This is a genomic window from Niastella populi (assembly GCF_002078015.1).
Classification (GTDB): domain Bacteria; phylum Bacteroidota; class Bacteroidia; order Chitinophagales; family Chitinophagaceae; genus Niastella; species Niastella populi.
Genome location: NZ_LWBP01000212.1, coordinates 1 through 14,239, shown reverse-complemented (window position 1 = coordinate 14,239; position 14,239 = coordinate 1). Strand labels below are relative to the sequence as shown.

Here is a 14,239-nt window from a genome sequence, read left to right as displayed (position 1 = left end):
CATCTAAATTAAGAGCTTATCATGAGAAAATTATTTCTTTTACTTGTCGCACTACACTTTATAGGTTTTATTAACGCTCAATATGAACAGGATTCGGCCTGGTTCAGGGAAAATTATATCAAGAAAGAATCATTGATCCCCATGCGCGATGGCGTAAAGCTGTTTACGGCAGCTTACATACCAAAAGACGTAACACAAAAACATCCCATTCTCTTACTTCGCACGCCTTACTCGTGCCATCCGTATGGCGAAAACAATTTCAATCCCGCTTTCTGGGAACGGTACTTCCGTTACTATGCAAGGGAGGGATACGCGGTTGTTTTCCAGGATGTACGCGGCCGCTGTATGAGCGAAGGCACATTTGTAGATGTACGCCCGTTCAACCCGAACAAAAAAACAAAAGACGATATTGACGAAGCAAGCGATACGTACGATACCATCGACTGGCTGATCAAAAATCTTGAAAATAACAATGGCAATGTAGGTGTAATGGGTATTTCCTATCCGGGTTTTTATTCAACCATGGCCGCGCTGAGCGGTCACCCCGCATTAAAAGCAGTAAGCCCGCAGGCGCCGGTGACCGACTGGTTCATAGGTGATGATTTCCATCACAACGGGGCCTTTTTCCTGATGGATGCATTTGCTTTCTATTCCTCCGGTTTCGGAACGCCCCGTCCCCAGCCAACCCGAAACAGGTACAAACCTATTGTTACCATAACAAGCCAGGATAATTATAATTATTATTTGCGCACCGGATCATTGAAAAATTTCATGGCGCTTACACGTGACAGCCTGCCATTCTGGAAAGACCTGTATGCGCATCCCAATTACGATGCATGGTGGCAGGCGCGCAACGTAAGGAATTTTGTAAACAACGTGCCGGAAGGCACCGCCACCCTGGTTGTAGGCGGAACGTTTGATGCGGAAGATTGTTTTGGTGCATGGCGCACCTATGAGGCTATAGAGAAAAAAGCAAAGAATAATAACCGGATCGTAATGGGGCCCTGGTATCACGGGCAATGGTCTTCAACCAATGGCACCCATATGGGCAATGTTCAGTTCGGCAGCAACACCAGCACCTGGTACCAGAACAATATAGAAATGCCTTTCTTTAACTATTACCTGAAAGGCAAAGGCAGCCTGTCGAAACTGGCGGAAGCTACCGTATTCTTTACCGGCGCCAATGAATGGAAACAATATGAAACATGGCCCCCTGCCGATAAAAAAGACGAAGCCATTTACCTGCAACCGGGTGGTAAACTGGGCTGGAACAAGCCTGCCGCCAAAAGCAGTTTCACCGAATACACCAGCGATCCGGCGCATCCGGTGCCATATACCGAAAATGTACACTTCACGCGCACCCGCGATTACATGACCGATGATCAGCGTTTTGCTTCACGCCGCACCGATGTATTGAGTTTCGAGACCGATGTACTTGAGAACGACATAACATTGGGAGGAACCGTTGTAGCCGACCTGCTCACCAGCATTTCAACAACCGATGCCGATTTTGTTGTGAAGGTAATCGATGTGTTTCCCGATGATTTCAAATACGCCGGCGCCAGTATAAACCACTCGCGCGATGCAGGCGGCGCCGTTCCCATGGGCGGTTACCAGATGCTGGTGCGCGGCGAAATTATGCGCGGCCGTTACCGCAACAGCTTCAGTGCACCGGAAGCATTTAAGCCCAATAAAATTGAACGGGTAAAATTTGAGCTGCCCGATGTGGCCCATACATTCAAAAAAGGCCACAAACTGATGATACAGATCCAAAGCAGCTGGTTCCCGCTGGCCGATCGCAACCCGCAGAAATTCGTAAACATTTACGAGTGCAGCGACAGCGATTTTCAAAAGGCGGTTATTAAGGTCTGGCATGATGGAGCGAATAGTAGCTCAATTATACTTCCGGTATTGAAGTAGGGGTTTGGGTTGACGGGTTGACGAGGAATACAGGCTAACCATTTTAGGCGTCCCGGTTTATTGGGACGCTTTTTTATGCATCCGTGCGAGCCGGGGCCATGTAAAGCTTTTCACCTCGTTAACCCGTTAACTCGTCAACTTATCAACTTTTCACCCTATATTGCACTTTCTCAGGTTGTATGAGCTTATAACCGCGCACACTGTCTCTCAACACTTAAAACCAGGCTGATTACACAGTACCGCGCCTGCGCGGTATACTTCATTTATTTTCATTACAAAACACCCGTTACTGACACTATTTAGTGCCAGGGGTATTAACATTTTACACAATATGAAAAAAGTTTGGTTTATTGCCTTTTTTTTCCTGACAATCAACAGCTATGCTCAGGTAAACATTATTCCTCAACCCGCCGAACTAAAAATGCCGGAATCTGCCGGCGCCTTCATTATAACGGCGAAAACACCCATTATCCTGGAGGGCTCGGGCCTTGAAAACCCGGCGCGTTTCCTGAACGATTACCTGAAACAGGTATATGGTTTTACCCTGCCTGTGGTTAAAAAAGCAGGCGCAACGCCCGGCATCCGCCTCAATTTCGACCGGCTCGATCATCCCATTCCCGGCGCCTACAATATGGAAGTAGATGCAAAAGGCGTTTACATCGGCGGCGATAATGCAACCGGCACCTTCTATGGCGTTCAAACCCTGCTTCAGTTACTGCCAACAACAAAAGCAAGCTCATTACCTGTAGCTTATTTAACCATAAAAGATTATCCGCGTTTTCAATACCGGGGCCTTCATTTGGATGTAAGCCGTCATTTCTTTCCGGTAAGTTTTGTAAAACGTTATATCGATTACATCGCGCTGCACAAGATGAATTATTTTCACTGGCATTTAACTGATGACCAGGGCTGGCGCATCGAGATCAAAAAATACCCCAACCTTACCAAAGCAGGCGCCTGGCGCAATGGCACCATCATAGGCCACCACCCCGGTACAGGCAACGACAGCATTCGTTACGGCGGCTTCTATACTCAAAAAGAAGTAAAGGAAATAGTTGATTATGCTGCCAAACGTTATATTACCGTTCTGCCCGAAATTGAAATGCCCGGTCATGCTTCCGCAGCCCTAACAGCCTATCCCTACCTGGGTTGCACAGGCGGCCCCTATGAGGTGCAGCAAACATGGGGGGTGTTCAACGAAGTGTTCTGTGCAGGCAACGATTCGGTATTTACGTTTCTGCAAAATGTACTCGATGAAGTAATGCCTTTATTCCCTTCAAAGTACGTGCATATAGGAGGCGACGAATGTCCCAAGGAAAGCTGGAAGAAATGCCCCAAATGCCAGAAGCGGATGGCCGTTAACAAACTGAAAGACGAACATGAACTGCAAAGTTATTTTATACAGCGCATGGAAAAATATCTCAACAGCAAGGGAAAAACGATCATAGGCTGGGATGAGATCCTGGAAGGCGGCCTTGCGCCCAATGCGGTTGTAATGAGCTGGCGTGGCGAGCAGGGCGGCATTGAAGCTGCCAAACAAGATCACGATGTGATCATGACACCCGGTAATTACGTGTATCTCGATCACTCGCAGGCAAAAAAAGAGGATTCTCTTACCATTGGCGGATATACACCCGTTAAAGAAACATACGAATACGAACCGGTACCGAAAGAACTGAGCGCAGCGGAAAGCAAACATATTCTTGGCGCACAGGGCAATGTATGGACCGAATACATGGCCAATACAAGCAAGGTGGAATATATGATCTTCCCGCGTGTAAGCGCACTGAGTGAAGTATTGTGGAGCCCTTCAGAAAAACGCAGCTGGAACGATTTCGAAAAACGCCTGCAGGAACAATGCAAACGATATACATTATGGGGTACGAACTACAACAAAACGTTTGAGTAAGTTGTAAGTGATAAGTAATAAGTGATAAGTAATAAGTGGTTTAAAGGCTGTTTTTACTTACTACTTATAACTTACAACTTAAAACTTTTCAAACACAAACGTTTGCTATTATTTTTCTACCCGAAAAGAACCGCATTTCCTTTTGAATACTGGAAATAACTTTAATTTCGCGCAACTATAAAACCGATTATATATGAGCATGGTTGATTCGTTTGAGAAGATACCAGTACGTATTTATCCCGATCTAAAAGAAGGATCAAAATTCGCAGCCAGGGAAATAGCCGATCTCATCCGCAGTAAACAGGCGGCCGGCCAATCCTGTGTTTTAGGCCTGGCTACAGGTTCAACACCCCGTTCAATGTATGCCGAACTGGTTCGCATGCATAAAGAAGAGAACCTGAGCTTCAGGAACGTGATCACTTTTAACCTGGATGAATATTATCCAATTGACAATGATGCACTGCAAAGCTATAACCGCTTCATGCATAAGCATCTGTTCGATCACATCGATATCGATCCAAAGAACATTCATATTCCCAACGGCGAAACGCCAAAAGAAAAGATAAAGGAACATTGCCTCGAATATGAGAACATGATCGACAATGCCGGCGGAATCGACCTGCAGGTACTGGGCATTGGTAACAACGGGCATATCGGTTTTAATGAACCAGGCTCAAGCATTCATTCACGCACACGCCTGGTAACACTCGATACAAGTACACGCATCGCCAATTCACATGAATTCGCGAACATCTCGGAAGTTCCCCGCCTGGCGGTTACGATGGGTATAAGCACCATCCTGAAAGCCAAGCGTATTTTACTGATGGCATGGGGGCCAGCCAAAACCGCTGTTGTACAAAAATCGGTTGAGGATAATGTTACAGAACAAATACCCGCCTCATTATTGCAACAACATAACGACAGTTTGTTCATACTCGATGAAGCGGCCGCATCTGATCTTACGCGCTTCAAATCGCCCTGGCTTACCGGCGATATGGAGTGGACGCCTAAAATGATCCGCAAGGCGGTAGTGAACATGGCGCTGAAAGTGAACAAGCCTTTATTGAGTTTGACAAATATCGATTACCGTGATAACGGTTTAAGCGATCTGCTGGTTGAAGTAGGCGACGCTTACGAGCTCAACCTGCAGGTGTATTATATGCTGCGCGACAGTATTACGGGCTGGCCGGGCGGAAAACCCGACCTGCATTTGCCCAATCACCCCGAGCGCACCAAACCATATCCCAAACGCTGTGTTATCTTCAGCCCCCACCCCGATGATGATATCATTTCAATGGGCGGTACCTTCCAGCGTTTGCACGACCAGGGCCACGATGTGCATGTTGCCTATCAAACCTCGGGTAATATTGCCGTTACCGATGAATTCGTTACCCGGTTCATGGACTTTGCCGTAGGTTTTGAGGACATGTTCGGGGTAGACAGTAAAAAGTCGAACCAGATCCTTGAAACAGCCCGTCAATACCTGAAGTCAAAGCGCTCGAACCAGATAGACACGCCGGAGATCAGGTCGGTAAAAGGGCTCATACGCCGTTGTGAGGCCAAGGCAACCTGCCGGTATGTGGGCATCAAAGACGAGAATATCCATTTCCAGAACCTGCCTTTTTATGAAACAGGTACCATTGAAAAGAAACCGATGGGTGAAGAGGATGTTAAGCTCACCATGGAACTGCTGCGTAAAATAAAACCGCATCAGATCTATTGCGCAGGCGATCTGGCCGATCCGCATGGAACACATAAAGTGTGTCTCGATATCATATTTGAATCGTTACGCCGCATAAAAGAGGCCGGTGACGACTGGATAAAAGATTGCTGGGTATGGCTGTACAAAGGCGCCTGGCAGGAATGGGACCTCAGCGAAATTGAAATGGCCATTCCCATGAGCCCCGACCAGGTAATGAAAAAGCGTTTTGGCATTTTCATTCACCAGTCGCAAAAAGACATGGTGCCCTTCCAGGGAAGCGACAGCCGCGAGTTCTGGCAGCGGGCTGAAGACAGGAACAGCAATACCGCAAACCTGTACGCTCAACTGGGGCTTACCAAGTACGCCGCCATGGAAGCATTCGTACGCTGGCATTTTTAAATATTACAGGTTACAAGTTGCATGTTTCAGGGGATCCTGAAAGAAGCATCCTCAATAAATACAAAGGGCAATTTCGAAAGAAATTGCCCTTTGTATTTATTCCCCCCGCAGAGCGGGGCAAGCGCCGTAACATGGAACCTGTAACTGTTAATTAAAAGAAAAGGGTGTCACCCAAATGAATGACACCCTTTTCAAAACAACGCCCTCCACAACTCTTCAGAAGGCATTAATTCATCAGATCTATCAACGTTTGTTTTTCGGGTAATTCGGTAAATACGTATACCGGAATCTCATCGATCCCGTTATTTACCCTCAGGCTTTTCAGGTAATCTATATAGCTTTTTACCGGAATATTAACATAGACGATAATGAACTCAGGCAGCCTTTTATCAAGATGATCTAAAAGTTGTTGAAAATTCTCTACACAATCCGCTTCAACAGGAACCGGCAGATGTTGCAACAACTGTTTCATAGCGAGCATGTTTTCGCATTGGTCGCAATACAATATAATATACCTGGATTTTGCCTGCATACTTTACTGTTTTTATAAAACAATAACCTAAAAATTGTATTCCATCATTGCGATTTTGATTGTATTTTCGGTATTATTATTTGCAGTATTTACGGTTTGTTTTCATTTCTCAAAGTGATGTTAACGTTTTGAGGTCCCTGGTGAAAGCCGGGAAGCAGGCTAAAAAAAAGTATATATATGAATGTTTCTTATCAGTATCCAACAAATGTACTAATAGCGGAGGATGACGACGAGGACTACCTGATCTTTTCACTTGCGATTGAAGAACTTTCATTCAAAGTGGTATTATCAAGGGCGGAGAACGGCGACATTCTTTTTAAACTGTTGGACGAAAATAATCCGGATATAGTGTTCCTCGATCTGCTGATGCCCTGCAAGGACGGACGCCAGTGTTTGCGCGAGATAAGGGCAAACCGGAAGTACGACGCTATTCCCATCATCGTGTATTCTTCATTAAGCGACCTGCAGAATATAGAGTTTTGTTATCGCGAGGGATCGAACCTGTATGCTATTAAACCGCATACTATAACCGAATTGAAGACGATCCTTGAAAAGATCTTTACTATCGACTGGAAGAAAGTATTGTATTTTCCGCCCCGCTCCATGTTTGTTTTAAATCCACAATAAACAGTTTGTGGTTTGTGGTTTGTTGTTTGTAGTTTGTTGTTGCTGCCGCGCTTTGAGATGCGCTATTAATTTGAAATTCTTTTTTGCAGCATTAAAGCGAGATTAAGATTTAATAACGATTTTACGAATTAATGAACGGCAAACCACAAACAACAAACCATAAACTCCCGATTATTTTTCCCGCACATCAACAATAGTAATGTTGCCCACATCAGGCTCATTACTACTTTCAACAGTAGGCTGGTTAACCGGCAGCGAAATAATAAAGGTGGAGCCTTTGTTCACCTTGCTTTGCACCGAAATGAACCCGTTGTGTTTTTCAACGATCTTTTTACATAGCGTGAGGCCGATACCCGTTCCCTCAAACTCGCTGTGCACATGCAGGCGGCGGAACATGTCGAAGATCTGTTCGGCATACACCTGATCGAAACCGATACCGTTATCCTGCACATAAATGCGGCAGTATTTGACGGGTTCTTTATTCGAAGTGGTGGCCGTAATAATTTCCGAGCGGATATTTATTACCGGTGCTTCTTCTTTTTTACTATACTTGAGCGCATTGCTCAACAGGTTCTCAAAAAGCGGGCGCATTAAACCGGGGTTCACATCGATGGCAGGCAGCTCCTGTATTTCAAGACTGGCTTTTTTCTCCTGGATAGTGGAATCCAGCTCATCAACGGCTTCCTGTAAAATGAGATTGAGATTGTAATTGACAAACGTGTCTTTCTCATTATTGATCCGCGAAAACGCCAGGATATCACTGATAAGCGTTTGCATACGCACCGCTGCATTCTGAATGCGGTTGATGTAATTTATGGCAGGATTGTCGAGCACATCCTGGTATTTTACAAACAACAGGTCGCTGAAAGTGCGGATCTTACGCAAAGGTTCCTGCAGGTCATGCGAGGCCATGAACGCAAACCGGTCGAGATCGCGGTTAGCCGATTCAAGCAGGGCGATATTTTCGAGCAACTGGCGGTTCAGCTCTTTTACCCTTTCTTCGGAAGCCTTGCGCTCGGCAATCTCCATTTCGAGGTTACGGTTTATAACGATAAGCCGTTTTTCCTGTTCAATGAGGCGATGGTTCTTGCGGTACAGGTCGACCAGCACCCCCACCTTCGCACGCAGTAGTTCAGAGTTAATGGGTTTGTAAATATAATCTACGGCACCCATGCGGTACCCTTTGTACACATTCTCCTCACCGTAATTATTGGCAGTAATAAAAATGATGGGGATGTGTTTCAGCTTTTCGCGTTCATAGATAAGAGCTGCTGTTTCAAATCCATTCAGGTTAGGCATTTTTACATCCATCAGAATAAGGGCGAAGTCAATCTCATTCAACAAGATCTTCAATGCCTGGCTTCCCGAGCCTGCTTTGACAAACGTATAGCCGTCGGGAGCCAGAATGGCTTCCATAGACATCAAATTATCTTCGCGATCATCTACTAACAGAATTTTAGGTCGCATTTGTTTCGGGTTCTTAGTTTTTCATCAATGGTCATTGTCATAATGGTAATGGTCAATGGTAAAGTTGAAATGCTATTTATAGAACCATACACGCATGAGCGATAACAACTGATCTATTTTTAAAGGTTTGGTAATGTAATCCGATGCTCCAGCCTCAATACATTTCTGCCTGTCGCCTTTCATCGCTTTTGCCGTTACCGCTATGATGGGCAACGTACTGTTCTTGTGCTCACGGCGGATCTTTTGCGTGGTTTCATACCCATCCATTTCCGGCATCATGATATCCATCAGCACCATATCGATCTTCGGATTGTCATCCCTGATGATATTGATGGCTTCCTTACCACTCTCGGCCGTGATCACGTTGATATTATAACGTTCAAACACGGTAGTTAGTGCGAACAAATTGCGTACGTCGTCATCTACCACTAAAATATTCTTTCCGGTAAGGATATCTTCCTTCTTCCTGATATTTTCGATCACTTTCCGTTTTTCCGACTGCAGGTCCTTATGGTTAATATGCAGGTGCAGAATGGTTTCTTCCAGCAGGTGCTCGAGCGAGTTTACGCCTTTCAACAGGATCTTGCTACTTACATTGTTCAGCTGCTGTAATTCTTTTTTATTGAAATCTTTGGCCGAATACATGATCACCGGCGTAAGCCTCGGTTTTCTTTCCGCCACCTGGTTCACCAGTTCACTTCCCGGCAGATCGGGCAGCGAATAATCGAGGATGATACAATCGAAATCCCTGTTATTGATCTCATGCATTGCCTTTTCTCCCGTTTCGGCCAGCGTTACGTGCATATTGTCGGTACCCAGTAATTTAACGATCTGCGATGCATCTACCTCGTTATCTTCCACCACCAGGATCTGTTTTACATCTTTTTTATTGAAGGCCACTATATCGTCGAACAGGTCGTTGAGCGATACATTATCCAGCGGTTTTAACCGGAAACTGCGGGCGCCCCGTTTCAATGCCAGTGCCCGGTTCTCTTCGCCCGAGATCAAATGAATGGGTATATGCCGGTAACTGAGATCATTGCGCAACAGCTCCATCACCTTCCAGCCGCTGGTATCTGGCAGCTTCACATCGAGCGTAATGGCAATAGGCATAAAGCGGTTGATAAAATCAAATACTTCTATATAGTTGGTGGCTACAATGGCTTTCAACCCGTACTGGTGCGCTTTTTCAATAATGATCTTACCAAAGCGGATATCGTCTTCAACGATCAGGATGGCCTTTTCGCTTGGCTGTACATTGTTGCGGTCGTCGCCGGTATCGTTGATCATTTCATTTACGATATGCAAACCGCCGGTGTCATTTCCTTCACCGGTTACCCTTATCGAATTCAACAGCGTATCAATTTCACCGCTATCGTTGCCCAGTTGGTACTGGTATTCGGTGAGTTTGGCCGGGGCCTCGCGGGTTACCACACCCGAAACATTCTCTATGGGCAGGAACAGCGTGAATGTACTTCCCTGGCCGGGTGTACTTTCCAGTTCGATGGTACCGCCTAACAGCTCGGTTAAACCGCGGCTGATACTCAACCCCAAACCGGTACCGCCGTATTTACGGCTGGTACTTCCTTCCGCCTGCTGGAAAGCCTCGAAGATGATGCTTTGTTTTTCGAGCGGGATCCCGATACCGGTATCGCTGATGGCAAAGGCAACCACCCGTTGCGCGCTGTCGAGCAGGGATGAGTTTCCGGGTTTCCAGTTCCTGTTGGCTTCGTAGATCTTCAGTTTCACCTCTCCTTTTTCGGTGAACTTGAAAGAGTTCGACAACAGGTTTTTCAAGATCTGATTCAACCGCTGAATATCGGTCTCCATGTTTTCCGGCAAACGGGTATCCGTTTCTATTGTAAAGCGCAGGTGCCGCGCTTCTGCTATCGGTTTGAAGGTAGTTTCAACAAAAGAAGTGATCTCGAAGAAACGTACCGGCGCTATATTGGCGGTAATGAAACCCGATTCGATCTTCGACAGGTCGAGAATGTCGTTGATCAGTTGTATAAGGTCATCGCCGCATGAGTGAATGGTTTTTGCGTAGCGTATTTGTTTTTCCGTGAGGTTCCCTTCGGCGTTCTCATACAGTTGTTGCGCCAGGATCAGCAGGCTGTTCAACGGCGTGCGCAACTCGTGCGACATATTCGCAAGGAACTCCGATTTGTATTTGGAGGTAAGCGTTAACTGTTCGGCTTTTTCTTCCAGTGAACGGCGGGCTTCTTCCACCTCCTTGTTCTTGGCTTCCACCTCGTTCTTTTGTTTTACCAGCAGCAGCGCTTTATCCTGCAGCTCATCGTTCGTTCTGCGCAGCTCTTCCTGTTGTACTTTCAACTCGCTGGCCAGCGACTGCGACTGCGACAGCAACTCTTCGGTACGGGTATTCGCCTCGATGGTGTTCAACACGATACCGATACTTTCGGTTAGCTGGCTGAGGAAGTCGAGATGGGTTTGGCTGAAAGTATCGAGCGACGCCAGCTCGATAACCGCTTTTACGTTGTTTTCGAACAACACCGGCTGAATGATCACATGGGCCGGTTTCGCTTTTCCCAATGCCGAACTGATGCGAATATAATTGGCCGGCACATTGGAGAGAATGATCCGTTCTTTTTCGAACGCCACCTGTCCTACCAGGCCTTCGCCAATGCTGAATATAGTTTGAATATTTTTATCCGACTTGTAGCCGTAGGCTGCAAACAGCTTCAGTTTTACTTCATTGTTGGTATCCTCATCCTGCCGCAAAATGTAGAAGGCGCCAAAGTGCGCGCTTACTACCCGCGCCAGTTCCGACAGGATCTTTTGCGTTACCGTTTTCAGGTCGCGTTGTCCCTGCAGCATCTGACCGAACTTGGCGAGGTTCGATTTCAGCCAGTCCTGTTCCTGGTTACGCAAGGTGGTTTCGCGCAGGTTGGTGATCATCTGGTTGATGGTATCTTTCAGGGCTTCCACCTCCCCTTTCGCTTCCACGCGAATGGTACGGGTAAGGTCGCCTTTCGTTACCGCCGATGCCACCTCCGAGATCGAACGCACCTGCGTGGTAAGGTTCTGCGCCAGTTGGTTTACGTTCTCGGTAAGGTTCTTCCAGATGCCGCTGGCTCCCGGCACACTGGCCTGTCCGCCCAACTTGCCTTCAACTCCCACCTCACGGGCTACCGTAGTAACCTGGTCGGCAAAGGTTGCGAGCGTATCGATCATTTCATTGATGGTATCTATCAGTTGCGATACCTCGCCGCGTGACACAATGGATAGTTTTTGTTTCAGGTTACCGGTTGCCACCGCGGTTACCACCTTGGCAATACCCCGCACCTGGTTGGTAAGGTTACTGGCCATCATGTTCACCGAGTCGGTAAGGTCTTTCCAGGTGCCGGCCACGCCACGCACTTCGGCCTGGCCGCCCAGTTTACCTTCGGTACCTACCTCACGCGCCACACGCGTTACTTCCGATGCAAAACCCTGTAACTGGTCAACCATCGTGTTGATCGTATTTTTCAGATCGAGGATCTCGCCTTTAACGTCGATGGCCACCGTTTTTGACAGGTCGCCGCTTGCCACCGCTTTCGTAACCTCGGCAATGTTTCGCACCTGGTCGGTAAGGTTACCGGTCATCTGGTTTACAGAGTCGGTAAGGTCCTTCCACGTACCGGCCACACCGGGCACAAACGCCTGGCCGCCCAGTTTACCATCGGTACCCACCTCACGGGCCACACGCGTTACTTCCGATGCGAATGCGCGCAGCTGGTCCACCATCGTGTTCAGGGTCTCTTTCAGCTGCAGGATCTCACCGCGTACGTCAACCGTAATTTTTTTCGACATGTCGCCGTTAGCCACCGCAATGGCTACCTCGGCAATATTACGCACCTGAACGGTGAGGTTACCGGCCATCTGGTTCACCGAGTCGGTAAGGTCTTTCCAGGTGCCGGCCACGCCAGGCACATTTGCCTGTCCGCCAAGTTTTCCTTCCGTACCCACCTCACGGGCCACACGCGTTACTTCCGATGCAAACCCGCGAAGCTGGTCAACCATCGTGTTGATGGTGTTCTTCAACTCGAGGATCTCTCCTTTTACGTTTACGTCGATCTTGCGGCTAAGGTCGCCATTGGCCACCGCGGTGGTCACTTCTGCGATGTTACGCACCTGCGAGGTAAGGTTACTCGCCATTTTATTTACGCTATCGTTTAAGTCTTTCCAGGTTCCGGCCACACCGGGTACGTCGGCCTGTCCGCCAAGCATTCCTTCCGAACCTACCTCACGCGCCACACGCGTTACTTCCGATGCAAAGCCGTTCAGCTGATCCACCATCGTGTTGATGGTATTCTTCAACTCGAGGATCTCCCCCTTTACATCCACCGTGATCTTACGGCTAAGGTCACCCTTCGCCACCGCGGTAGTCACTTCGGCAATGTTACGCACCTGGGCGGTAAGGTTGCTGGCCATCATGTTCACCGAGTCGGTAAGGTCTTTCCAGGTTCCGGCTACTCCCTTTACCTGGGCCTGCCCGCCCAGCTTTCCTTCCGTGCCTACTTCCAACGCCACACGCGTTACTTCCGATGCAAAACCGCGAAGCTGGTCAACCATCGTGTTGATGGTGTTCTTCAACTCGAGGATCTCGCCCTTTACATCCACATCGATCTTGCGGCTAAGGTCGCCATTCGCCACCGCGGTGGTAACCTCTGCGATGTTACGCACCTGCGAGGTAAGGTTACTCGCCATTTTATTTACACTGTCCGTTAAGTCTTTCCAGGTTCCACCCACACCAGGCACATCTGCCTGTCCGCCCAGTTTACCTTCTGAACCTACCTCACGCGCCACACGCGTTACCTCAGAACCGAATGAGTTCAACTGGTCTACCATGGTGTTGATGGTATTTTTCAACTCGAGGATCTCTCCTTTTACGTCCACCGTGATCTTACGGCTAAGGTCACCCTTCGCCACCGCGGTGGTCACTTCGGCAATATTACGCACCTGGCCGGTAAGGTTACTGGCCATCCCGTTCACCGAGTCGGTAAGGTCTTTCCAGGTTCCGGCCACCCCTTTTACCTGGGCCTGACCGCCCAGTTTACCTTCGGTACCTACTTCAAGCGCCACACGCGTTACCTCTGAAGAGAAGGAGTTCAACTGATCCACCATCGTATTGATGGTGTTTTTCAGCTCGAGGATCTCACCGCGTACATCCACCGTGATCTTACGGCTAAGGTCACCCTTCGCCACGGCGGTTGTTACTTCGGCAATGTTCCGCACCTGGCCGGTAAGGTTACTGGCCATCCCGTTCACCGAGTCGGTAAGGTCTTTCCATACCCCACCTACCCCTTTTATTTTTGCCTGGCCGCCCAGTTTACCTTCGGAACCTACTTCCCGCGCAACGCGCGTTACCTCGGCCGAGAAGGAGTTCAACTGATCGACCATCGTATTGATCGTATTTTTCAATTCAAGGATCTCTCCTTTTACATCCACCGTGATCTTGCGGCTCAGGTCGCCTTTTGCCACGGCGGTGGTAACATCGGCGATGTTACGCACCTGGCCGGTAAGGTTACTGGCCATCCCGTTCACCGAGTCGGTAAGGTCTTTCCAGGTACCGGCCACCCCTTTAACCTGCGCCTGTCCGCCCAGTTTACCTTCGGTACCTACCTCCAGCGCCACACGCGTTACTTCCGAGGAGAAGGAGTTCAACTGGTCAACCATCGTA

General features: G+C 48.0%; 7 protein-coding genes. 4 read left to right on the top strand and 3 right to left on the bottom strand.

All coding sequences use genetic code 11. From position 1 onward, the window contains the following. Positions 1-21: 21 nt before the first annotated feature. The 3 genes from A4R26_RS27110 to nagB all read left to right on the top strand — a co-directional run bounded on the left by A4R26_RS27110 (position 22) and on the right by nagB (position 5,930). On the top strand, positions 22-1,920 hold the full coding sequence (locus A4R26_RS27110) for a CocE/NonD family hydrolase (RefSeq protein WP_081169675.1): 1,899 nt from the start codon (positions 22-24) through the stop codon (positions 1,918-1,920). A 331-nt stretch (positions 1,921-2,251) separates the two neighbouring features. Continuing rightward, on the top strand, positions 2,252-3,829 hold the full coding sequence (locus tag A4R26_RS27105; RefSeq protein WP_081169674.1) for a beta-N-acetylhexosaminidase: 1,578 nt from the start codon (positions 2,252-2,254) through the stop codon (positions 3,827-3,829). A 193-nt stretch (positions 3,830-4,022) separates the two neighbouring features. Continuing rightward, positions 4,023-5,930 carry a glucosamine-6-phosphate deaminase gene (gene nagB / locus A4R26_RS27100; protein ID WP_081169673.1) on the top strand — a complete coding sequence of 636 codons (1,908 nt, stop codon included), beginning with the start codon at positions 4,023-4,025 and terminating at the stop codon, positions 5,928-5,930. Between the two features lie 226 nt (positions 5,931-6,156). Here nagB and A4R26_RS27095 read toward each other — a convergent pair whose 3' ends face one another. Next, entirely contained in the window at positions 6,157-6,402 is a 246-nt protein-coding gene (locus A4R26_RS27095) for a hypothetical protein (protein ID WP_133054794.1), read from the bottom strand. A gap of 237 nt (positions 6,403-6,639) precedes the next feature. On the opposite strand from A4R26_RS27095, the gene A4R26_RS27090 reads away from it, so the two are divergent. Beyond that, entirely contained in the window at positions 6,640-7,089 is a 450-nt protein-coding gene (locus A4R26_RS27090) for a response regulator (RefSeq protein WP_081169671.1), read from the top strand. Positions 7,090-7,260: 171 nt separating this feature from the next. Here A4R26_RS27090 and A4R26_RS27085 read toward each other — a convergent pair whose 3' ends face one another. Together A4R26_RS27085 and A4R26_RS27080 are read right to left on the bottom strand one after the other, a co-directional pair. After that, entirely contained in the window at positions 7,261-8,556 is a 1,296-nt protein-coding gene (locus A4R26_RS27085; protein WP_081169670.1) for a response regulator, read from the bottom strand. A gap of 72 nt (positions 8,557-8,628) precedes the next feature. Next, positions 8,629-14,239 (bottom strand): HAMP domain-containing protein (locus A4R26_RS27080; protein ID WP_081169702.1); only part of this gene is annotated, 5,611 nt, incomplete at its 5' end.

Bases quoted from the DNA above. Each gene is read 5' to 3' on its own strand.
- A4R26_RS27110 (WP_081169675.1), top strand. From the start codon at position 22: ATGAGAAAATTATTTCTTTTACTTGTCGCACTACACTTTATAGGTTTT.
- A4R26_RS27095 (WP_133054794.1), bottom strand. From the start codon at position 6,402: ATGAAACAGTTGTTGCAACATCTGCCGGTTCCTGTTGAAGCGGATTGT.
- nagB (WP_081169673.1), top strand. From the start codon at position 4,023: ATGAGCATGGTTGATTCGTTTGAGAAGATACCAGTACGTATTTATCCC.
- A4R26_RS27085 (WP_081169670.1), bottom strand. From the start codon at position 8,556: ATGCGACCTAAAATTCTGTTAGTAGATGATCGCGAAGATAATTTGATG.
- A4R26_RS27105 (WP_081169674.1), top strand. From the start codon at position 2,252: ATGAAAAAAGTTTGGTTTATTGCCTTTTTTTTCCTGACAATCAACAGC.
- A4R26_RS27090 (WP_081169671.1), top strand. From the start codon at position 6,640: ATGAATGTTTCTTATCAGTATCCAACAAATGTACTAATAGCGGAGGAT.